This window comes from Brevundimonas sp. ABV4_179 (assembly GCF_056311945.1).
Map to the genome: position 1 here is coordinate 165,056 of NZ_CM149976.1, position 21,241 is coordinate 186,296.

General features: G+C 64.9%; 24 protein-coding genes. 14 read left to right on the top strand and 10 right to left on the bottom strand.

Annotated features, from left to right (window positions below; all coding sequences use genetic code 11):
• The first annotated feature begins 307 nt into the window (after positions 1-307).
• From ccmA to ACYX4P_RS00830, 6 genes are read left to right on the top strand one after another with little or no spacing between them, the layout of a single operon-like run.
• Entirely contained in the window at positions 308-931 is a 624-nt protein-coding gene (gene ccmA, locus ACYX4P_RS00805) for a heme ABC exporter ATP-binding protein CcmA (protein WP_248120976.1), read from the top strand.
• On the top strand, positions 928-1,638 hold the full coding sequence (ccmB, locus tag ACYX4P_RS00810; RefSeq protein ID WP_248120978.1) for a heme exporter protein CcmB: 711 nt from the start codon (positions 928-930) through the stop codon (positions 1,636-1,638). The genes ccmA and ccmB overlap by 4 nt, the downstream gene beginning before the upstream one ends.
• Positions 1,639-1,677: 39 nt before the next feature.
• Positions 1,678-2,397 carry a heme ABC transporter permease gene (locus ACYX4P_RS00815; protein ID WP_248120979.1) on the top strand — a complete coding sequence of 240 codons (720 nt, stop codon included), beginning with the start codon at positions 1,678-1,680 and terminating at the stop codon, positions 2,395-2,397.
• 3 nt (positions 2,398-2,400) lie between these two features.
• Positions 2,401-2,616 carry a heme exporter protein CcmD gene (gene ccmD / locus ACYX4P_RS00820; RefSeq protein WP_248120980.1) on the top strand — a complete coding sequence of 72 codons (216 nt, stop codon included), beginning with the start codon at positions 2,401-2,403 and terminating at the stop codon, positions 2,614-2,616.
• A complete protein-coding gene (locus tag ACYX4P_RS00825) occupies positions 2,613-3,173 on the top strand; it encodes a DsbE family thiol:disulfide interchange protein (RefSeq protein ID WP_248120982.1) in 561 nt (186 codons plus the stop codon). The genes ccmD and ACYX4P_RS00825 overlap by 4 nt, the downstream gene beginning before the upstream one ends.
• A gap of 45 nt (positions 3,174-3,218) precedes the next feature.
• A complete protein-coding gene (locus ACYX4P_RS00830) occupies positions 3,219-3,497 on the top strand; it encodes a hypothetical protein (protein ID WP_248120984.1) in 279 nt (92 codons plus the stop codon).
• On the opposite strand, the gene ACYX4P_RS00835 is transcribed toward ACYX4P_RS00830, so the two are convergent.
• Positions 3,498-4,253: a M48 family metallopeptidase gene (locus ACYX4P_RS00835; RefSeq protein WP_248120985.1), complete on the bottom strand. Its 756-nt coding sequence runs from the start codon at positions 4,251-4,253 to the stop codon at positions 3,498-3,500. It abuts the gene before it with no gap.
• A 68-nt stretch (positions 4,254-4,321) separates the two neighbouring features.
• The gene (locus ACYX4P_RS00840) at positions 4,322-5,878 is read right to left on the bottom strand and encodes a cryptochrome/photolyase family protein (protein WP_374321931.1); all 1,557 of its coding nucleotides are present in this window, start codon (positions 5,876-5,878) and stop codon (positions 4,322-4,324) included.
• Between the two features lie 286 nt (positions 5,879-6,164).
• On the opposite strand from ACYX4P_RS00840, the gene ACYX4P_RS00845 reads away from it, so the two are divergent.
• Positions 6,165-7,454, top strand: a complete 1,290-nt coding sequence (locus ACYX4P_RS00845; RefSeq protein ID WP_088582489.1) for a tyrosine-type recombinase/integrase — start codon at positions 6,165-6,167, stop codon at positions 7,452-7,454.
• A gap of 69 nt (positions 7,455-7,523) precedes the next feature.
• Here the strand turns inward: ACYX4P_RS00845 and merA are convergent, their stop codons facing one another.
• The 3 genes from merA to ACYX4P_RS00860 form a co-directional block, all read right to left on the bottom strand.
• Positions 7,524-8,900: a mercury(II) reductase gene (gene merA, locus ACYX4P_RS00850; protein WP_276309718.1), complete on the bottom strand. Its 1,377-nt coding sequence runs from the start codon at positions 8,898-8,900 to the stop codon at positions 7,524-7,526.
• A 241-nt stretch (positions 8,901-9,141) separates the two neighbouring features.
• Positions 9,142-9,450, bottom strand: a complete 309-nt coding sequence (locus ACYX4P_RS00855) for a heavy-metal-associated domain-containing protein (protein ID WP_312595178.1) — start codon at positions 9,448-9,450, stop codon at positions 9,142-9,144.
• Positions 9,451-9,472: 22 nt separating this feature from the next.
• Positions 9,473-9,874 carry a mercuric transporter MerT family protein gene (locus tag ACYX4P_RS00860; protein ID WP_205678540.1) on the bottom strand — a complete coding sequence of 134 codons (402 nt, stop codon included), beginning with the start codon at positions 9,872-9,874 and terminating at the stop codon, positions 9,473-9,475.
• 81 nt (positions 9,875-9,955) lie between these two features.
• Here ACYX4P_RS00860 and ACYX4P_RS00865 point away from each other — a divergent pair, with 81 nt between their 5' ends.
• From ACYX4P_RS00865 to ACYX4P_RS00880, 4 genes are all read left to right on the top strand, one after another.
• Complete coding sequence (locus ACYX4P_RS00865) at positions 9,956-10,405, top strand: MerR family transcriptional regulator (RefSeq protein WP_088582493.1); 450 nt, start codon at positions 9,956-9,958, stop codon at positions 10,403-10,405.
• A 270-nt stretch (positions 10,406-10,675) separates the two neighbouring features.
• On the top strand, positions 10,676-11,086 hold the full coding sequence (gene merC / locus ACYX4P_RS00870; RefSeq protein WP_287928162.1) for an organomercurial transporter MerC: 411 nt from the start codon (positions 10,676-10,678) through the stop codon (positions 11,084-11,086).
• A gap of 528 nt (positions 11,087-11,614) precedes the next feature.
• On the top strand, positions 11,615-12,445 hold the full coding sequence (locus ACYX4P_RS00875; RefSeq protein ID WP_312595174.1) for a type IV toxin-antitoxin system AbiEi family antitoxin domain-containing protein: 831 nt from the start codon (positions 11,615-11,617) through the stop codon (positions 12,443-12,445).
• A 46-nt stretch (positions 12,446-12,491) separates the two neighbouring features.
• Entirely contained in the window at positions 12,492-13,355 is an 864-nt protein-coding gene (locus ACYX4P_RS00880) for a nucleotidyl transferase AbiEii/AbiGii toxin family protein (protein ID WP_476070165.1), read from the top strand.
• Positions 13,356-13,450: 95 nt separating this feature from the next.
• Here ACYX4P_RS00880 and ACYX4P_RS00885 read toward each other — a convergent pair whose 3' ends face one another.
• Both ACYX4P_RS00885 and ACYX4P_RS00890 read right to left on the bottom strand, forming a co-directional pair.
• On the bottom strand, positions 13,451-15,340 hold the full coding sequence (locus ACYX4P_RS00885; RefSeq protein WP_314122443.1) for a UvrD-helicase domain-containing protein: 1,890 nt from the start codon (positions 15,338-15,340) through the stop codon (positions 13,451-13,453).
• Complete coding sequence (locus tag ACYX4P_RS00890) at positions 15,337-17,328, bottom strand: ATP-dependent nuclease (RefSeq protein WP_314122444.1); 1,992 nt, start codon at positions 17,326-17,328, stop codon at positions 15,337-15,339. Before ACYX4P_RS00890 ends, ACYX4P_RS00885 begins: the two co-directional genes overlap by 4 nt.
• 374 nt (positions 17,329-17,702) lie before the next feature.
• On the opposite strand from ACYX4P_RS00890, the gene ACYX4P_RS00895 reads away from it, so the two are divergent.
• The gene (locus tag ACYX4P_RS00895; protein WP_221205270.1) at positions 17,703-18,365 is read left to right on the top strand and encodes a hypothetical protein; all 663 of its coding nucleotides are present in this window, start codon (positions 17,703-17,705) and stop codon (positions 18,363-18,365) included.
• A gap of 93 nt (positions 18,366-18,458) precedes the next feature.
• Here the strand turns inward: ACYX4P_RS00895 and ACYX4P_RS00900 are convergent, their stop codons facing one another.
• From ACYX4P_RS00900 to ACYX4P_RS00910, 3 genes are all read right to left on the bottom strand, one after another.
• Complete coding sequence (locus tag ACYX4P_RS00900) at positions 18,459-18,929, bottom strand: hypothetical protein (RefSeq protein WP_287928168.1); 471 nt, start codon at positions 18,927-18,929, stop codon at positions 18,459-18,461.
• A 247-nt stretch (positions 18,930-19,176) separates the two neighbouring features.
• Positions 19,177-19,437, bottom strand: a complete 261-nt coding sequence (locus ACYX4P_RS00905) for a hypothetical protein (RefSeq protein ID WP_183197753.1) — start codon at positions 19,435-19,437, stop codon at positions 19,177-19,179.
• A 57-nt stretch (positions 19,438-19,494) separates the two neighbouring features.
• Positions 19,495-19,716 carry a DUF2188 domain-containing protein gene (locus ACYX4P_RS00910; protein ID WP_183197751.1) on the bottom strand — a complete coding sequence of 74 codons (222 nt, stop codon included), beginning with the start codon at positions 19,714-19,716 and terminating at the stop codon, positions 19,495-19,497.
• A 128-nt stretch (positions 19,717-19,844) separates the two neighbouring features.
• On the opposite strand from ACYX4P_RS00910, the gene ACYX4P_RS00915 reads away from it, so the two are divergent.
• Positions 19,845-20,150, top strand: coding sequence for a helix-turn-helix domain-containing protein (locus ACYX4P_RS00915; RefSeq protein WP_183197749.1), 306 nt, complete (start codon positions 19,845-19,847; stop codon positions 20,148-20,150).
• Entirely contained in the window at positions 20,147-21,016 is an 870-nt protein-coding gene (locus ACYX4P_RS00920; protein WP_476070166.1) for an ImmA/IrrE family metallo-endopeptidase, read from the top strand. The genes ACYX4P_RS00915 and ACYX4P_RS00920 overlap by 4 nt, the downstream gene beginning before the upstream one ends.
• The last annotated feature ends 225 nt before the right edge of the window (positions 21,017-21,241 follow it).

A 21,241-nucleotide genomic window follows, 5' to 3' on the forward strand; every position in this document is an offset into this window, starting at 1 on the left:
AGCGGCTCACAGGGCCCCTGCGCGCGCGGCGAAAGCCTGCTGCGGCGACCGTGCCTATAGCCCCGCCTGAACCGACCGTCCATGTGTCCACACCCACGACGAGGACATTGAGAAAGGTTCGCAGATTCGCGCGCCTCCGCCACCCTCCCCGCGCCACGGAGGGTGGCGGAGCCCAGCGAGGTCGGATGGGGGCGGCGGCCCGCCGCATGGCCGATCCGCCTCGCGTCTGGGAGTGCGCCCCTGCCGGGTCGCCCCCACCCGGTCGCTGCGCGACCACCCTTCCCGGCGCGAGGAGGAAGGGCCCGCCATGATCCACACCCTCACCCTTTCCGGCCTGACCGTCTCGCGCGGCGAGCGGCGGCTGTTCCACGGGCTCGATCTCACCCTGCGCGCCGGCGAAGTGCTGGCCCTGACGGGCGCCAACGGGGCGGGAAAGACCAGCCTGCTTCGCGCCATCGCCGGCCTGCTGCGCCCCGACGCCGGAACCGTCGCCTTCCACGACGGCGACGGCAATTCGCTGGACGAGCGACAGGCGCGAGGCCGCGAGACCCATTTTCTCGGCCATCTGGACGGGCTGAAAGGGGGGCGCACGGCGCGCCAGGAACTGGGCTTCCAGTGCGACTGGCTGGGCCACACCCAGTACGGCGTCGATCACGCCGCGCAGGCGTTCGGCCTTTCGCCCCTGCTGGACCTCGAGGTCCGCCGCCTGTCCGCCGGCCAGCGCCGCCGTCTGGCCATGGGCCGCCTGGTCGGATCGCCGCGCGCCCTGTGGCTGCTGGACGAGCCCATGGCGCCGCTGGACGCCCGCTGGCGCACGGCCTTCGCCGAACAGATGCAGCGCCACCTGGACGCCGACGGTCTGATCGTCGCCGCCGTCCACGACCCCCTGCCCCTGCCCTCGCGCAGCCTGGACCTGGGGGGGCTGGCATGAGCCGCCCGACCGACGATCACGAACCCCGCCCGCCCGGCCTGCGGGGCGCAACCCGCGTCCTGCTGGAACGCGAACTGGACCTGGCCTGGGGCGGGGGCGGCGGGCCGCTCCTGGCCTGCGGCTTCTTCGCCTGTCTGACCGCCATCCTGCCGCTTGCGGCCGGCGGCGATCCGCGCACCCTCGGCCCTGTCGCGGGCGGCGTCGCCTGGTTGGCCCTGGCCTTGGCCTCCCTTCTGTCGCTGGAGCGGCTGTTCGAGCGCGATCTGGAGGACGGTGCGCTGGACCTGCTCGCGCTCGGCCATCTGGCGCTGGAGCAGGTCGTGTTGACCAAGGCCCTGGCCCAATGGATCGCGGTCGGCCTGCCCCTGGCCCTGACCGCCCCCGTCGCCGCCCTGGCCCTTGGCCTGCCCGTGTCGCTGACGCCGCTCGTCGCCCTGACCGCTCTGATCGGAGGAGCAGGCTTCGCCTTCACCGGGGCCCTGGGCGCCGCCCTCGCCCTGGGCGCCAGGCGCGGCGGCCTGCTGATCGCCGTGGTGGTCCTGCCGCTGTTCATCCCGCCGGTCGTCTTCGGCGCCGGAGCGCTGGAACGCGCGGCTTCGGGCCAGTCTGTCGGACCGGCCCTCGCCCTGCTCTGCGCCTACGTCCTGTTCGCCGCCGTCGTCGCGCCCTTCGCAGGGGCGGCCGCCGTTCGGAACGCGCAAGGGTGAGCTTGCCCGTCGTCCCTTCGCCGCGTAAGCGCTGAACCGATGTTCGGCCTGTCCAATCCGCAGCGCTTCATGGCCTTCACCGGCCCTTTGACACCCGTCCTGTGGGGGCTCGCCGCCGTGCTGCTGGGCGTCGGCGCCTGGCTCAGCTTCTCCGTCCCGGCCGATTATCAGCAGGGCGACACGGTGCGGATCATGTTCGTCCACGTCCCCGCCGCGACCCTCGGCCTGGGCGCCTATGCGGCCCTGGGCGTGTCCAGCTTTTTCGCCCTGGTCTTTCGGCACGCCCTGGCCGACGCCGCCGCTCGCGCCGCCGCCCTGCCGGGCGCGGCCTTCACGGCGCTGGCCCTGATTACCGGCTCACTGTGGGGCCAGCCGATGTGGGGAACCTGGTGGGTGTGGGATGCCCGACTGACCAGCGTTCTGGTGCTGTTCCTCTTCTACCTCGGCTATATGGCGCTGAGGGCCTCCATCGATGACGAGCATAAGGCCGGCCGCGCCGCGGCCGTCCTCGGTCTGGTCGGCCTGATCAACCTGCCGATCGTGAAGTTTTCGGTCGACTGGTGGAACACCCTGCATCAGCCCGCCAGCTTCCTGACCCCCGGATCGTCGGGCCTCGATCCCGTCTATCTGCCGCCCTTCCTGACCATGCTGGCGGCCTATGGGGTGCTGTTCCTGGCCCTGTGGCTGACGGCGATCCGCACCGAGATTCGCCGCCGCCGCGTCATGACCCTGCGCGCCCGTCTGGCCCAGGAGGCTTAACCGATGCTCGACCTCGACATGGCCCCCTACGCCGCCTTCGTCTGGCCCGCCTGGGGGATCAGCGCCCTGGTCCTGAGCGCCCTGACCGTCCGCGCCGTGACCGCCTCGCGCAAATGGAAGCGCGAACTCCAAAGCCTGGATATAGCCGCCGATGAGGCGGCTCGCCCTCAAGTAGCGCCAAGCGCGATAGGGCCAAAAGAAACAGGGCTTCGCCCGTGAACCGCTGGCTGGCCCTGATCCCGCTGGCGGTGCTGGCGGCGCTGGCGGTCCTGTTCATCGGCTGGTCGCTGAAGCGCGACCCCGCCTTCAAGCCCGACGCCCTGGTCGGCCAAGCCGTGCCTGAGACCGTCCTGCCCCTGCTGTCGGGCGATCAGGCAGGTCCGGGCAACCTGGACCTGAGGACCGCCGGGGTGGGCAAGCCCATGCTGGTCAATGTTTTCGCCTCCTGGTGCGCCCCCTGCCGAATCGAACATCCCAAGCTTCTGGCGCTGAAGGCGCGAGGCGTCGCCGTCGTCGGCGTCGCCTACAAGGACGAGCCGGTCGCCACCCGCGCCTTCCTGGACGAGATGGGCGATCCCTATGCGATGGTTCTGGTGGACCGGGAGGGCCGCGCGGGTCTGGACCTTGGCATTTCCGGCGTGCCCGAGACCTTCGCCGTCGACGCCCTGGGCCGCATCACCGCCAAACAGTCCGGCCCCCTGCTGGACGACGCCGACATCGACAGGCTGGTCGCCTCCATGCAGGCTCCCGCGCGCCCCGCGCCGACCCGGCGATGAGGCTGCGTTAACCCTTTTTCGACCCTATGCGTTAACCATGTCGGCATGAGCGCGATTCGCCCCGATCTGCCGTTGAACACGCCCGCCCAGGGCCTCGATCTGCCCAGCGCGCGAAACGCCCAGGCGGCCTTCTTCCGCGCCGCCATGAGCCAGGCCTCCGCGCCTCAGCCCGCCCCAGCCCCGGCCCCGACACCTGCCGCCGCCGTCATGTCCGCGATCCGCACCGCCAACCCGGCGCGCCCGGTGGAGGCGCCGCCTGCAGCACCTCAGCGCGAGGAGCCGCGCATCCTGCGTCCCGGCTCCTACCTCGACATCCGCGTCTGATCAGTTCCAGCCGCGGCTGGCGATATATTGCTGCAGCATCTCGATCCGGGTCGCGTCCGACGGATGGGTCGAGGCGAACTGCGGCGTCTGGGTCTGTCGCTGCGCCGCCATCAGCCGCCACAGGGCCACGGCCTGCGAGGGCCGGAACCCCGCCCCGGCCATATAATCGACGCCCAGCCGGTCCGCCTCCAACTCGTCCCGACGCGAATAGGGCAGCAGCAGACCATACTGCGCCGCCAGCCCGCCATAGGCGTTGACCGCATCGCCATAGCGTCCCGCCGCGCCCCCGACCGCCGCCAGGCCGATGCTGGTGGCGGTCTGGCTGGACGCCCGTTCTGCGGCGTGGTTGGCGACGACGTGGCCGATTTCATGACCGATCACGCTGGCCAGCTGATCGTCGTTCTGGACCAGGGACAGCAGGCTGGTCGTCACCCCGATCTGGCCTGACGGCAGGACGAAGGCGTTGGGGCTGGCCTCGGTGAAGACCGCATAGTCCCAGGTCCGGTTCCCCAGACCCGCCGCCTGCACCAGCCGGTCGCCCACGCGCCGGATCCGGTCCACCTGGGCGCCCGTGGTCATCACGCCGGGCTTGGCGATGGCCTCGCGCCACGCCTGCGTCGACTGCTGCGACAGGGCGGCATTGTCCACCAGCAGAAACTGATTGCGCCCCAACGCCTCGTTATAGGCGCAGGCCGACAGGGCCGAGGCCGCCACGGCGGCGGTCAGGATCAGAGCGGAACGACGGGGCAGGAACACGAGACGGCCTCTTGGACGGTTGGCGCAACAGCCAAGCAAATCCCGTCCCCCCGGTCCAGGTTCCGATCTCACCCGATCGGCGTCGCGCCCAGCAGGGTGCGGCAGGCCTCCGCCTCGGCCGCCAGGGCCGCGCGCTTGGCCTCGCCGAAGCCGTCCAGCGCCTTGTAGGGCATGGCCAAGCGGATATTGTCGCGCAGCCGGTGGCGGTTGCGCTCGAGAAAGCCCCAGTACAGCCGGTTGAACGGACAGGCGGCGTCGCCGCTCTTGCTCTTCACGTCATAGCGGCAGACCCCGCAATAGTCGCTCATCCGGTCGATATAGGCGCCGGACGCCGCATAGGGTTTGGACCCCACGATCCCGCCGTCCGCGAACAGGGCCATGCCCCGCGTATTGGGCATCTCCACCCATTCGTAGGCGTCGGCGTAGACGCACAGATACCAGTCGTCGACGGCGTCGGGATGCACCCCCAGCAGCAGGGCCAGGTTGCCCGCCACCATCAGCCGCTGGATATGGTGGGCGTAGGCGTTGTCGCGCGTGGTCTTCACCACATCGGCGACGCAGGCCATGTCCGTCTCGCCCGACCAGTAGAACCAAGGCAGTTCGCGATCCGCGTCCAGGAAGTTCCGCACCCGATATTCCGGCGCCTTCAGCCAGTAGACGCCGCGCACGAACTCGCGCCACCCCAGGATTTGACGGATGAAGCCCTCCACAGCGTTCAGCGGCGCGGCGCCCGCGCGATAGACGCCTTCCGCTCGGCTACAAACGTCCAGGGGGTCCAGCAGGCCCAGGTTGATCGAGGTCGAGATGAGCCCGTGCCACATCCACGGCTGGCCCTCCGCCATCGCATCCTGCCAGTCGCCGAAGCCGGGCAGGACGGTGCGCAGGAAGTCGTTCAGAACCGTCTGCGCCTCCTCGACCGTGGTGGGCCAGCCGAAGCCGTCCAGCGCGCCGAAATGGTCGGGAAACAGCCGCTCCACATCCGCCATCGCCTGGCGCGCCACGGCGTTGGGCGGGGTGCGCAGACGGTCGGGCGGCGTCACACCGCGCGCCAGCTTTTTGCGGTTCTCGGCGTCATAGTTCCAGCGCCCGCCCTCAGGCCGATCGCCGTTCATCAGAAGCCCGGTCGCCCGGCGCATCTCGCGATAGAAGAACTCCATCCGCAGCTGCGACTTGCCCGAGGCCCAGCGCCGGAACCTGTCGTGTGAGCAGAGGAAGCGGCTGTCGGGCCGGATTTCGACCGGCAGCCCCGCCCCTCGGGCGAAGGCGGCCAGATGCTCGGCCAGCCGCCACTCGCCGCATTCGGTCATGGCCACGGCGTCGAAACTCCCGCCGTCCAGCGCGCGGGCCAGTTCGCCGGTGATGGAGCCGGTGTTGTCGGGATCGTCGATGGCGACGTATCGCACCGTCAGCCCCCTGGCCCTCAGACGCTCGGCGTGGTTTCGCATGGCGGCGAAGATCAGGGCGATCTTCTGCTTGTGGTGGCGGACATAGGTCGCCTCGTCGCGCACCTCGGCCATCAGAAGGGTGTCGGCGGCCGGGTCCAGCCCGTCCAGCGCGCTCAGATCGTCCGACAGCTGGTCGCCCAGCACCAATCTCAGAACCGCCACGCCCGTCTCCGTCGTCATCGCGTGCGGGCCAAACGCAAAAACGGGCCTGACCGACTGGCCAGACCCGTTTTTATTTGCGTCCCGACATGGAGCGGGCGAGGCGATTCGAACGCCCGACCCCAACCTTGGCAATGTTGGGGATCAACATTTCCGGGCTTTTCAGGACGTTCCAAAAATCAGCTTTGCATATTGTTTTACATAGATTTTCTTGTTTATCCGGTTACGGAGCGTTTCGCCCGGTTTCACTTGAGTTGGTAGCGGAGTGGTAGCGGTGGCTCGGAAATGAGCGTATATTTCTATCACCATGACGAAGCAAAAACTCACCAAGCGCGTGGTTGAGAGCGCGCCCGTTCCGGAGACCGGCGAGGGTCGAATCTGGGACAGCGAGATCGCAGGCTTCTGCCTCCGGATCTATCCTGGGACCGAAACCGGACAGGGCCATGCCGCCAAGCCTGTCCGAAGGATGTTCGCCATCAAATATCGGGTCCGCGGGATCCAGCGCTGGCTGACGCTCGGCGAGCATGGGGATGGGCCGGACAAGCTCACGGCGGATCGGGCTCGCAAGGAGGCGGCGTCGGTGGTGGTCGATGCGCGGCGCGGCATCGATCCCGGCGAAGCCCGCAGGCGCATCGAGGGCCTCACCGTCAAAGGCCTGGTCGAGCTTTATCTGGAGAAGGGGCCGGACGACAAACCGACCAAACGGGATTCGTCATGGGCCATGGACCGGACGAACCTCGAGCGCCACGTCGTGCCCCTGCTTGGGAAGATGGCGCTTGATACGGTCACCCGCGACCACATCACCGGGATGATCCGATCGATCACGGCCGGGAAGACCGCCAAGGATGTGAAGACCAAACTCCGTGGTCGGTCCATCGTCAAGGGCGGGGCAGGCATCGCTGACCGCACCTATTCCACCCTGCGCGCGACCTTCAACTGGGCGATCGACAAGGGGCATTTCGCCGGCCCGAACCCCTGCGCCAAGGTCGAACGAAAGCTCCGACCGGCGGTCGAACGCTTCCTGTCCGAGTCCCAGGCTCAGGATTTGATCGCCGCACTCGACGCCCTGGAGGCGGATGCGACGATCTCCGAACGGCAGGGCGCGGTCTATCGGCTTCTGCTTCTGACAGGCGCGCGCCGCAACGAGATCGCGGGCCTGCGGTGGACGGAGGTCGACTTTGACCGGCGCCGGCTCGTGCTACCGCCGAGCCGCACCAAGGCGGGCGGTCGCACGGGGGATCGTCGGATCTCGCTCAACGACATGGCCTTCGGAATCCTGCAGCGTCTCTACAAGACCCGCGGTCGAAGCCAGTTTGTCTTTCCGGCCACCAAGGGCGACAACGGATATGCGACCTCCGAGTCCAAGATCTGGCGCGACAAGGTGCTCCCGAAAGCCAAGCTGGAAGGCGTCCGCATCCACGACCTGCGCCACAGTTTCGCAAGCTTCGCCCTGGCGGACGGGGCCAGTCTCCCGATGATCGGCAAAGCGCTGGGACACGCCAACAGTCGCGCCACGGAACGGTATGCCCATCTGAGCGACGATCCGGTTCGGGCGCTTGCAGAGCGGATTGGTGAGCGATTCAGTCCCAAGACCTGAAGGAAACATTGGACGACTGGCTTCGCCAACCCGACAAGTGGCGAAGTGGAAAGCATCCGGTCGTGCCCCTCAACCGGCGCAGCAAGAGAGTTTGCTGACGTCCTTGTTGAACGTCAGCGCGGCCAGCTTCAGGCCCTCGACTGTCGTGAGGTAGGGGAAGATCGTGTCGCCCAACTGCTCCACTGTCATTCCGCACTTGATGGCCACCGCCGCCGTCTGGATGCTGTCCGCCCCTTCAGGCGCCAGAATGTGCGCGCCGAGGAGTCGCCGCGTGCCGCGATCAGCCACCAGCTTGATGAGCCCACGCGTGTCCCTGGCCGCGAGCGCGCGAGGAACGTGATGAAGGGTGATCATCGAGGTCTGCACATCGTGACCGGCCGCGCGGGCTGCGGCTTCCGTCAGTCCCACCGTCGCCACCTGCGGATCCGTGAAGACGACCGCCGGCATGGCGCGATTGTCGTAGACTTGGGTGTCGCCGTTCAGGGCGTTCCGGGCAGCCAGTCGCGCGCCGTAGGCGGCCATATAGACGAACTGATCCGTGCCGGTGACATCGCCTGCGGCATAGACGCCCGCGCGCGTCGTGCGCATCCGGTCGTCGATGAAGATGCCTCCCGTTGGCGAGATCTGGATCCCCATCTCGGGAAGCCCCAGCCCATCGGAGTTGGGAACCCGGCCCGTTGTGATCAGAACATGCTCAGCGGTGGTCACCCCGGGGCCACCGGACTGCGTGAAGCTGAGCGCCACGCCCTCGCCGGACGGGTCGATGGACCCGTAGACTGCCCCCGCCACGACTGTGACGCCCTCGTCCATGAGATAGCGTTGCAGCGCCTGGCTGATTTCGGGTTCCCCCTCAGGCAGTAGCCGGGAGCGGCAGGCGATGGTGACGTGGACGCCCGCCCGGCTGAACATCTGGGCCAGTTCCACCCCGATATAGCCGCCGCCGATCACCAGCATCGATCGGGGCAGGGCCTCCAGTTCGAGCGCGGTCGTGCTGGTCAGATAAGGCACGGATTCGATGCCGGGGATCGCTGGAACCCCCGGACGTGAACCGGTCGCGATGATCACCTTGTCCGCAGTCAGCCGGACGCCGCCGACCTCCACGCCGCCCTCGACGAGTCTCGCCGCGCCTTCGTGGTAGGTGATGGCGTCATAACCCTGCAGCACGTCCTCGTACTTTGCCTGGCGAAGGTCGTCGACCAGTCTGTCCTTCTGGCGAACCGTCCCCGACCAGTCAGCGATGGCAGCCGACGCCCGGACGCCGTCGAAGCGGCTCGCGGCCCGGGCCTGGTGCAGGGGTTCGACGGCGCGGATCAGAGCCTTGGACGGCACGCAACCGACGTTGACGCAAGTGCCGCCTATCGTTCCGTCTCCGACGAGCGCGACCCGAGCGCCCTGTTCCGCCGCCGTGATGGCGGCCGAGAACCCGGCCGACCCCGCCCCGACCACGACGAGATCGTAAGTCTTGGCGATATCCCGTGAGGGCGTGCAACAATCACTCATACGGTCCGGATCCTTCTAAATAGACTCTGCCGCGAACAAGGCGACGTCAAACCCGACGTTGCCCGGCTTGCGTCGGATAGCGGCGAGAGCTGGATGTCATCACGAGCGTCTGCTGACGCGGAGACTGGCCGCGCGAAAGTTGGTCGAATATCGGCCTCGAGGCGTCACAACCGGACGCCGGCAGCCTCTATCGGCGCGCCTGAACACGGGCAGGATAGCCGGCCCTGGTCGACGCGAGCGCCAAGGCGGCCGGCGTCACCCGAGCGTCATCGTAGGTCACCACCGCCACGGCCTGTCCAGTCCCGCCCGAGGTCACGGTGACGGTCACCGCTTCAACGCCGGGCAGGCGCGAGATGGTGCGACGGACGATGGGCGCGCACGTCACGCAGGACACATTGCTGACGTCGAGCCTCACCGTGCGTTCGGCGGCTTGGGCGGCATCGGCGGTCATGAGAGCCGCCGCGAAAACGAGGGCGGTGCGGATTGAAAGGCTCATGATCGAAGTCTCCGGGAAATAATCAGGCGCCGATCAGCAGCGGCGCGACATAGGGGAATGCAAGAGCGAGGGCGACAAGCAGGGTCGCCGTCCAGAGCGCGATCTTGACGAGGCGGGTCGAGGCTGGCCGGGTGCAGTTCACGTCTTCGTCGCAGGAGGCCTGCGGCTGACGGTAGACCCGGTAGAAGCCGAGGCTCACCAAGACCACGGCGGCGGCCACGAAATAAAGATGGTAGGGGGCCAGCGCCGTGACATTGCCGATCCACGCCCCGCTGATCCCGAGCGCGAACAAGGCCAAGGGCAATACGCAGCAGGAGGTCGCGCCGATCGCGGCGGCAAGTCCTCCGACAGCAAGCCACCCGCGAGCGTTGGGTTTGTCGGTAAGCGCCGGATGTCCGCCGAGTTCTTGCTTGCCGTCTGCCATTGACACTCCTCACGCCTTCACGGGTCGATACACACAAGGTAGGGTCTGTAGTCACTACAGATACAAGGGGTAAAACGCTTCATGGACAAATCGGCCCTGCGGGATACGGCCCCACAGCTTCCTATCGGCGAGTTGTCCCGGCGGACCGGGGTCAACATCGAAACCGTGCGCTATTACGAGAAGATCGGCCTGATGCCCGCGCCTGCTCGCAGCGAGGGTGGGCATCGCCTCTATGGCCGCGGCCATCTGCTCCGGCTGAATTTCGTGCGCCGGGCGCGGGAGCTTGGGTTCACGCTGAATGAAATAAGGGATTTGCTTGAACTGGCCGAGCAGCGCGATCTTCCGTGCGCGGAGGCACGCGTGGTCGCCGCCGCCCATCTGGGCGATGTCCGTTCAAAGCTGGCTGCCCTGAGGAAGATGGAAAAGGTGCTGGTCGATATGGTCGCTCGCTGCGCCGACGGGGCCACGCCGGATTGCCCGATCCTGGAGGCCCTGTTTGATTCCGAGGCCGCAACCCGGCCGGCGCCGTAACTAGGCCCCTGCCCGCCCGCAGCTTTCAGGTTCGGACCTTTGTATCCCGCCTCATCCAGGGTTCTGGCGGCTGATCTCTGGCGCTGTTCCATGACGGCGAGCCTCGCCTCGCCACGTCACGCAATCGACTCGGCGGATTTTGCAAAGACGAGAACGCTCTTGTATCTGTAGGGACTACAGACCCTACTCGGTTGTCCGAGAGGATCGACACCAGCGCGCTCAACACTTGCTGGGCTCAGATCGCCATATTCCAGCTCACCGAGGAAAAGCATGCCGGACCAAGAACCCATCACCCGCGCGGCTGACAAAGCGGGCGTAGTCGGCGCGATTGTTGCGGCTATGGGCTGCGCGGCGTGCTTTCCGGCACTCGGCAGCTTGGCCGCGGCTTTGGGTCTAGGGTTCTTGAGTCAGTATGAAGGGGTCTTCATCCGCTACCTGCTCCCTCTGTTCGCGGTCATCGCGTTGACGGCCAACGTAGCCGGCGGGATGCGTCATCGGCGATGGTCAAGAATGATCCTCGGCATGGTCGGACCTCTGCTGGTATTGGCGGCCGCCTTGCTGATGGCGAGCTTTGGCTGGCCGACGGCCTGGCTCCTTTACCCAGGTCTCGCATTGATGATCGCCGTGTCGATCGGGGATCTGGTGTCCCCGCCGAAAAGGAGTTTCGGCGGCGTGGCTTGACTTCCCTCTCCCCCGGTAAGACGAGCAGATGGCCTCTGGTCGCAGGATCACACCGCTGCCACCTCATCGTTTGCCACAACAAGATCGGTGGCCGAGGAGATTCAGCGCGCTGAGCCATCCCCGTGAATCTGCAGGATTTACAGACCCTATCTCCGTTCCGACGCGATGCGGCCGACATGGTTACGCGAGCTTAGACCCGGAGAATGGTGTGAGTGATCAAACCCTAGCAGTTTCCGTGGCGTTCTTTTTCCAAGGCTCCTGCCGAACCGAAGGCCACGTCGCTTGGCACGTGTTGGCTATTTGTCGGCCGACTGCGCTGGCATCTGAGCGACGATCCGGTTCGAGCGCCTGCAGAGCGGATTGGTGAGCGTTTCAGTCCCAAGACCTAAGCTCGGGGCGACGCGCCGGTATCAATCCCGCACCAGAGTTTGACTTTGAGCGCACTAAGACACTGATGGTGTTCCAATATGCCGAATGGCAAACCAATATGTTTGACAATCTTCATATTAGGACACTATAAGTGTTCAAATGCTAGGAAAGCTAAACAAGCTCGAACGTATCCTCCCGGAAGGCCTTCTGGTCGATTCCGGCTGGATGAACGAGAACGGCTATCCCAATTCTCTCCGTGCCAAATACGTCGCTTCGGGGCGACTGGAACGGACTGCGCGCCGGGTCTACCGCCGTCCGCGCGGAACCCTCGACTGGCCGACAGCCGTTCTCTCGCTCCAGGCCCTCCTCGACTATTCCATTGTGATCGGAGGCCGCACCGCGCTCGAGTTGCAGGGCTATGCCCACTACCTTCCTGCCGCCCGCAAGGAAGTTCATCTCTATGGCGACGAGACCCCGCCGACCTGGCTCGCCGACCTGCCGCTGGACGTAGAGTTCAAATATCATCCGTCGCAGAAGCTGTTCCGCAGCGCCCGATACTTCGAGGTCGCCCGGCTCGGCGAGGACTCCAGCGAGACCGGCCTCCTGGCGGACTGGGCCCGCGCCGCAGTGGTGGACACCCCCCTGGGCCACTGGCAATGGCCCTTGCGCCAGTCGACGCCCGAGCGCGCCATCCTCGAACTTCTGGACGAACTCCCCGATCATGAGAGTTTCGACCAGGCGGACCAGTTGATGGGCGCCCTGGCCACCCTCAGCCCACGACGTCTCCAGCGTCTGCTCGAGGATTGCGTGAGCGTGAAGGTCAAACGCCTTTTCTTCTATTTCGCCGATCGGCACGGTCATGCGTGGCTTAAAGCCCTGGACCGTAACACCATCGATCTGGGCAGCGGCAACCGCGTGCTCGCCAAGAGCGGCAGACTGGACCCGACCTACAAGATCACCGTGCCGAGGTCGCTCGATGCCGGTCAGTGACGTCTACGCCCGGCAGGTCCGCCTCCTCGTCCGAACCCTCCCCCTCGTGTTCCAGGAACCCTGCTTCGCCCTGAAGGGCGGCACGGCGATCAATCTTTTCGTCCGCGATCTCCCACGGCTGTCGGTGGATATCGACCTGACCTATCTGCCGGTCGAGGATCGGGACACATCGCTCGCCGCAATCGACGCGGCCTTGAGGCGAATCGCCGACGCCATCGAACACGCCCTGCCGGGGTCTGTCGTCGTGCGCGGCAAGGGTGGAGCCCAGCCCGTGATCGACAAGCTGCTCGTCCGCGCGGACGGCGCGGTGATCAAGGTGGAGGTGACGCCGGTCCTGCGCGGCGTGGTGTTCGAGCCCGAGGTCCGTCCGGTTTCAGCGGCAGTGGAAGAGCGCTTCGGCTATGCGGAGGCCCGGATGGTTTCCCACGCGGATCTCTACGCCGGCAAGATCATGGCGGCGCTGGATCGCCAGCATCCCCGCGACCTGTTCGATGTCCGCGACCTTCTGGCCAACGAGGGGATCACGCCGGCACTGCGACAGGCGTTCGTGATCTATCTGACCAGCCACCACCGGCCCATGGCCGAGGTGCTCCGCGCCAATCCCAAGGATCTGGCCCAGGAGTTCGAACGCGGCTTCTATGGGATGACCGAAGACCCGGTGGACCTTGAGGACCTCATCGCGGCGCGCACCGCCCTGATCACTGCCGTCGTCGATGACATGCCCGAGGCCCACCGCGCATTCCTGATCGGGTTCAAGGCCGGCGCGCCTGACTGGGACCTCATCGGCCTGCCCGACGCCGCCGACCTCCCCGCCGTGCGTTGGAAGCAGTTGAACCTCGACCGCCTGGAGCCCGACCGACGCGCGGGCATGGTCGAACGGCTTCGACAGACTTGGCCGCAATCAGTCTGACAATACCGCCAGACCGCAGCATGCTCACAGACTCCGAGGTTCGGACGCTATGAGCAACTGACGCAAACGGTCGTTTAGGCGTCTGCGCGTCGGGTCTAGATGGCAATTTCCGGAACGCCAGCCTGCCCTAGGAGCGCGTAGAGTTCGGCTACCTTTGATCGTTGGCCACGTTGTTGGCAGAACGCAAAGATGGCCCGCTGCTTCGCTCGGGAGAGAGCGACGAAAAACGCGGCGAGGCCCTCTTTGTCGCCGGGTTTGTGCGCCCACCAAGCTTGGTCGTCGAGCCCCATGAAGACGATCGTGTCGTACTCAAGCCCCTTGCTCTTGTGCACGGTCATCAGAGGTATCTGATCGAGACCTTCGAAGGCATCCAAGCACTCGGACCAGGTCGATACCCCGGTAGCCGATGCCATCAGGTGCTGCAGGAGCCCTTCAACGACGATCTCAAGAAGATTGCCTGCTCCATATTCAACATAGGTTCTTTGAACGGCCGCGGGGTCGAGGAAGGTCAACACGGCCTCTGCGATGTTAACCGCCGCCTCCGCCGAAGGCGCGGTTTCAGTCATGTCTTTCCTAAGCCCGGCCAGAAAACGGGACAGAGCGGCTTCAGCCCGGGCGTCCGCAGCATCGTCGCCGGGCGGGATCGCTCTCAGCGCCGAGACAGCGGCGGATAGATACTGCCAGGCCGCAGGCGAACGCTGGACCGATCCGAGCCTCAGCGCAGCGACGACGAGCCGGCAGAGGCTGTCTGACAGCAGGTCCTGAAGCGGGACTTTGCCGACCAGCGCGCTTTCGTTGCGAATACGCAAGCCGCTCGCGGCCATCGGCGCGCGGAGTTCGGTGTCCACCGCCTCCGCCTTCTGCTTGACGAGGATCGCATAGTCGCGTGGGCGACGTCCTCTCCGCGTCATGTCGCTAGCCAACCACGTCGCGAGATGGCGCGTTTCTTGAGCGCATGTCGGGCTGTTCCAAATCTGGGCCACGTCGCCATCGATAAGTTTGCCTGTCTTGGCCAAGACCTGTGGCGACGATGGGTCGAGGGCGCGTGCGACGACATGCTGGATGGCGACGAGATCCGGTGAAGAACGAAAGTTGAAGAGCAGGGGCACCCGTAGAGCGTGGAAGTCTGCTTCCAATCGGGCGAAGGCGTCTGGTCTCGCGCCGGCCCAGCCCATGATCCTTTGTTTGTCGTCTCCGACACCCGTGATGACGGCGCTGCTGCCCCTGAAGACCGAATAGAGGAAGTCATACTGAGCGAAGGTGGTGTCCTGAAACTCGTCGACGAAGATGAAGGGATAGGTCGCGCGGAGTGCGTTCGCGATCTGAGGATTTGATCTCAGAAGCAACTCGGCCATGCGGTTCAACGTGACGAAAGTCAGGTTGGATGGATCTCCCGCACCCCGTTGCTCTGACCACCACCGTGTCGTCGCAAACTCAGCCCCGGATCGCGGTTCCGGGTGGGGAACGAGCATGCGTCTGGCCCCCACAGTGCGACCCTCGAAACTCGAAGGACCGATCTCCTCGATTTCGGCCTTCCATGACTCCGGCGCCGCAAGCCGTGCTCGAGTGAGCCAATAGTTGGTCGATTTGTAATCCCAGAAGGCAATCTCATAGGGCTTCGTCGGGCGCCATTCTGCGGGAATTGCGGTGTGAAATCTGTCGACCAGGTTCTTGGTGAAGGCGTCGAACGTGATCGACGTGAACCGATCCGAAAACTCCGCAGGGCATCGCTGTTTGACGCGGTCCGCCAGATTGCCGGCGGCATCGCCCTTGAAGGAAATGGCCAGGATCTGGAAAGGCGGGCGGCACAGGCCTGTTTCCAGCAGATAGGTCGCCTTCTGAGCGAGGAACTCTGTCTTGCCCGCGCCAGGGCCTGCAACCACCGAGGTCGATCCCGGGTGGCGGAGCGCGGTCCACGCGGCGGGTTCGAGGGCATCGATTCCGCGCGGCCTCCAGTCGTCTGGCGCGGTGAACCGTAACGTCATGATGTTAGCGATACGGTCAGAGTCCCGGGCGCAGCCGGCGGTGGGGGATCGAGCTGGACCGCGACGGCGCCGAGCAAGGCCTTCAGTTCCTCGGGAGCCGCCGAAGCGAGGGCCGGACTGTCGAGACCGCTCAGAACCCGCACATGCGTGCTTGGCTTGCCTCGCCCCAGAAAGAGATAACGATACCAGCGCAACAGGCCGTCCTGGCTAGAGTCGTAGAGGGCGTGAATGCCGCCGTCGCCCAACACGGCGTCTCGCGGCTCCCCGGCCGGGGACGGTCCGGAACGCCCGGGCTCTGGCGCCGAATAGGCGGCCTGCAATGCCATCAGCATCGAATAATCCAAATCCAGCGGCTCACAGAAGAAGACGTTGAACCTTCGAAGAGATCGCGCCCACGTCTGAATGTCTGTCCAGTTGGCGGCGGCGAAGGTGTCGAAGGCCGCCAGATCGGCCGAAGAGCCCGCCGGGCTCGGGCTTTGGAAAAGTTGGTCAGGCCGAACGCCGTTGTCCATCAGCTGCGCGCAGGCGGTCTTGATGCGCCCCCAGCCCCCGCCCGCACGACCGTAATCCAGATCCAGAAGAGTCGCGTGCGGAATGTCCAGGTCGACAAGCAGCCGCCACAGGTGATTGACGTGGCGGCCCCCAAGGGGAACCACCGCCACGAAAGACCGATCGATGTCCAGGCCAAGGGCCTCGGCGAGGCGCGGGAGCACCACCTCTTCGGAGGCGCCTTCGCCGAGGATCACGAAACGGGCAAAATAGAGCTCGGGGTAGGTACGCACCGCCTCGCGAACGAACTTCGAAGCCTCGTCCGCGATCGGAGGCAATCGGATCCCCCTCACGCGGCAGGCGCGGGTCTTGGAGTCGAGGCGGAAATGACGGACTTGCTCGGGCTTCACCCGCGCCAGAATGCTTGGCGAATGGCTCGAGAGCATGGCTTGAGCCCGTGACCCTGCGGTCAGTTCCTGGATCTGTCGGACGATACGGGAGAGATAGAACGGCGCGAGGTTGTTTTCTGGCTCTTCGACGGCGATCAGGGTCAAGGCGGGAACGCTGATGCCGCCGGGCTGAAATCCATCAGGGCGGGGATCCGTCGCCAGGTTCGACTCTACGTCGAGCGTCGCCGCGGTCATGGCAAGGTGGAACAGAGATCGCTGGCCGTCGCTCAACTCATCGAGACCACGTTCGCGCCCTGCCTCGTCGGGGCGGAACAAAACCTCAGCCTTGCGGATGAATTGTTCGAACCGGAGATCGATAGGCCGAAACACTGGCGTGGTGTCCGTGCCTGCGGTGTGGACCTGCTGCCACCGTTTGGTGACTGCTGCGACCACGGCGTCTACGGCCGGCTCGCCGGAGAACGCGTTATTCAGGGCGGAGCCCGCCGAAGCGAACGTGGTCCGCGTGCCTTCCGACCAGTTGATCGCCCGCCACAACCGTCCACGCAAAAAGGCCGTCACCTGCGAGATCCCGTCCCGCGAGGCCGGTACATAAATGAGCTGGATTCTGGCTCTATCTTTGGGTTTCAGGTCCGAACACTCAGCGTCCGTAAAGGCGCCCATCGTCCGAACGGCGCGATAGGTGTGTTCGATCGCCCCATCGATGGAGCCGTCATCCGTCCAGACCGCCTCCATCCGCAAGCGGCATTTCATCCTTCCGCCGTCATCCGTCGCCATCTGAGAGAAGAACTCAGGAACGACGGACGCGTCCGCGAGCGGATCGTCGAGCTCCGGAAAGGCCAAAACCGCCTCTATGGTGAACCGGCGCTCGTTGGGCGGACTCACTTCCATAGCCGGGATATGGAAGTCTTGTCGCCGAAGCCGCCGCTGGTCCGGCGTAACGCCGAAGAGCCGCTGAAGCGCAAGCATAACAGCGGTCTTTCCCGCACCATTTACACCGACGAAGGCGGTCAAGCCTTGATCGAGAAGGATCGGGATAGGGTTTGGTCCGAAGCATCGGAAGCCGGAAATTTCGAGTCGTTCGATGTGCAAGACGCCACTCCCCTGGACGCGACACGCTGAGATGCCGCAACCTTTGCTTGCGGCCCGTTCTGGCCGCCCTTGCCAGGCTCGACAAGGGGTGATCCTGAGCCATTGGCCTGTGACGTGATGGCGTGGACGACCTCCACCCGACCAGCTTTTCTGGGTGCCCTCACCGGAACCACACGCCAAGCCACGTCGATCAACAAAAAGCCCGCCATCTCTGGCGGGCTTTCCGTATTCCATCGACGATGAGGGGAGGCTTTCGCCCGCGTGTCTCAAAGCCAGTGGCGAACAGATGGGGTTTTAGAGCGAAAGTGTCAACTCGAAAGTGAAAGTCCGTCACTCCGTCGACAACCCCGATCATTGCCGCCTACGTTAGCGTAATGCCTTTCACGCCGCAGGAAATAACTGATCTGCCGGACGTCATATCGGCACCCCGTTTTGCGACCTATCTGCAGGCCAAGCAGGGGCATGTCGACCAGGCGTTGGAACTTTACGCTTGGAATATGGAAGTCTCCGCAGCCTTTATGGTGCCGCTTCACCTGTGCGAGGTGGCCATCCGCAACGCGGCGGGGGACGCCATCGAGGCGGTACATGGCGCCAACTGGCCTTGGGTGAACGGTTTCATCAGGAGCCTCCCCGTTCCTAGGCGGCAGACAGACTACGATCCCCAGCGCAATCTTCGGACGGTCGCCGGGCGTCAGCCAACCGTGGGCAAGGTCGTCTCAGAGCTCAATTTCGCGTTCTGGGAAAAGGTGTTCACTCAGGGGCAGGACAGCCGGATCTGGGACGCGCATCTGCGCACCGTCCTTCCTGGAATCCCTGCGGGTCTGACCGTGGCGCAAGCGCGCGCGCAGATATTCCTCGACCTTGAGAGGATTCGGAAGTTCCGGAACCGGATCGCCCATCATGAGCCGATCTTCGCCCGCAACCTTCCGAACGATTATGCCTCGATCCGGGAACTGGTGGAGTACAGGCGGGCAGAGGCGGCGAACTGGCTGGGCAAGGTGGAGCGGGTCACCGGGCTTATCGCAATACGCCCCTAAACACGCGACACGACTGAAGGATTTGCCGTGCGGGACCCTCCTTGGGGTGCGCCGTTTCTTTAAGCCCGAAAGACCGGAATTACGCACAGGGAGTTATCGGACTGTACGCTTCACAACGACGGTTTGAGCGATGATGCGTCGGTTGATCTTGACCTTCCAGGCCAGTTGCTTCTCCGACAGGATACGCTTGCGTACTGTCTTTTTGAGGAAGGTGTATTCCTTCTCGCCGTAGAGATATCCCATGCGCATCGCATGTTCGATCAGATCGCTGTTCGCATTCGCCGTGGGATCTTTCGCGATCCGCTTCAACCCGTCGAACAGGTTGCCGGTGTCGATCTGGATGAAGCGGTTAATGCAGACATTGCCGACATAGGTCTCGCGGTCGGTCATCCGATTGCGGATGTAGCAATGTTCCTTGATGTCCTGGCCGCACGGACAGTGGTCCCACTCGTCGCTGATCTCCACCGCGACAAGCCCCCACTCTCGCCTCGCAACGTCGAAGTCCTGCGATAGCGACAGAGGCAGGATGTGAGCCCTGAGCCTCTCGAAGTTATGGCCGTCCATTTCGGCTTCTCCATTGGCGGGGCGGTATTCGACCCCTGCGGCGGCGCGTCGGATGCTGGGCCCGCGCCCCTACTTCGACCAATGTCCGAGCACCCACTCCCAGGCGTGACGATCGTAGTCCCAGCGCCAATGGGCGCGGACCCATTTGGTTTTCCCCAAGGGCCGGATCGTTCGCATGTTCTGCACACGATCGACGGGCTTGGGCGGCCGTGGCGGGCGGATTCTACGGAGCTTCATCATGGGGACCTCAGTTCAGAGTGTATTCGCGCCAGGGAATGGCGCTGACGGGGACGCGGGACAGGAAACGCGCGATGTCGGGCCGGCCGAAATAGGTCGCCGCGCCCCGGTGGTTCTGCGCCATCAGCACCACGGGCAGACCGGGAAAGGCGGGCTGGAAGCTGTGCGCCACCCGGGTGGCCTCCGCGTTGTTGTCGAGGATGTGCCGCTTCACCACGACGATGGCGAAGACGATGCCTTGTTCGCGAACGATGGCGCCTTCGAAGCGCATTGGGAGTACTCCTGATGAACGAAAGGCCGCGTCATGGATGACGCGGCCTTTCGAGGTTCAGCCTTTCGGCGGGTAGGGGTCGTTTCCGAAGCTGTCACGCTCGCGGATCTGACCGTTGCGACCGTGGATCAGCAGTTCGCTCTGCTGGTTTTGAGCGATTCCTCGTGCCTGAGAGATCGCTTCAGCCTGTGTCTGATGCACCGTGGTTGCGCGCGCATTGCCCGCACCACGAACGGCCCAGCCATTGGCGTGGGGGACGACATGTTGGTTCTTGCCCATTTCCTTCACCTCCTTTCTCGCTCTCGATGAACGCATCGTATGATATAGTTTACGACGATACGCTTGTCAACACCGTCTTCCGGCGCGTATGATTTATCTGTACGGCGTTTCCGAGGGACCGAATGTCTTTGGCCACCAAGCTCAAGGACCTGCGGGTCAGACGCGGGCAATCACTCCAGCAGGTCGCTGACGGCGTCGGCGTGTCCAAGGCTCACATCTGGCAGCTTGAACGCGGCGACAGCACCAACCCGAGCCTGGACCTGCTCAGGGGGCTGGCGGACTATTACAAGGTGACTGTGGCGTTCCTGTCTGATGAGAGCGAACCTGCGGACAAGGCACCTGCCCTTCAGTTCTATCGAGAGTTTGACGGTAAGCTGGACGATAAGGCCTGGGCGGCCGTTCGCGCCATGGCTGAGGCCCTGAAGAAGCCGTGAGCGAGCTCCTCATGGATTTGGCGGACTGCAGCTCTCCCGAGCGGCTGATCCAGACCATCCTGAGGCATCACCCTGACTGGACGCCGCCCGTTCCGATCGAGGCGCTCGCGGCGGCCGTGAACATCCTCGAGATCAGGGATTTGGACACGACCTCTTTCGAAGGAGCCTTGCTGACCGACCCGGACAAGAGCCAGGGCATCATTCTGTGCAGGCCGGGCGTGCCAGGCGGCCGTCGACGGTTCACCATCGGCCATGAGCTCGGTCACTTTCTGATCCCCACCCACGTTGGGAATCAGAAGTGCACGCAGGCGCACCTCAGCGAGCGTGGATTCGCGACACCCGCGCAACGGCGCGAAGCCGAAGCCAACCGTTTCGCCGCGGGCATCCTCATGCCGAAGCCCTGGTTCGAACGCGACGCGGACCAACTTGGTCTTCCGGACGTCGGTCATGTCAGAAAGCTGGCGAGATCCTATGATGTCAGCCTGGAAGCGGCTGCGAACCGGTTCGTCGAGCTGACCTCGACACCGTGCGCCATCGTCTTTTCCTACGGTGGAGTGGTCCGTTACGCCCGTTCACACGTGAACTTCCCGCGGCTGGCCGTTGAATGGAAAAGTCGCCTGCCGTCAGATTGCGCCACCAAGGTTAAGCCGAACACTGGCGTTTCAGCGCCATCTGACTGGATCGAGATGGATGGGACGATCTGGCTTCAGCATGATTGGGGTCGTCCGGCGCCACGTGTTCTTGAACAGGTTCTGCGGCAGGCGAACGGGTACGCGGTGACCATGCTCCTGGTGGCCGACGGTCCGACAGATGAAGAGGACGAAGAGGAAGACGACCTAGTCGCGCGATGGAGTCCAAGACTCTAGCTCGCGTGCTGAAGGCGTCAGAACACTCATTTTCGGTCAACCGTTGGACAAGGTGCCCATCCCATTTCTCGCATAGGCCGCCGCCAACTGAGAGGACGAGCCAAACGGCATGGTCTGGCGCAACTCCATCCTTCACCATCCCCTAGCAAACGGGGAGACGCTCGTCGTCCGTCCTCGCCATTGGGGTTGTCGGGGTCATCTGCCTGACGGCCGCCATCGGACATC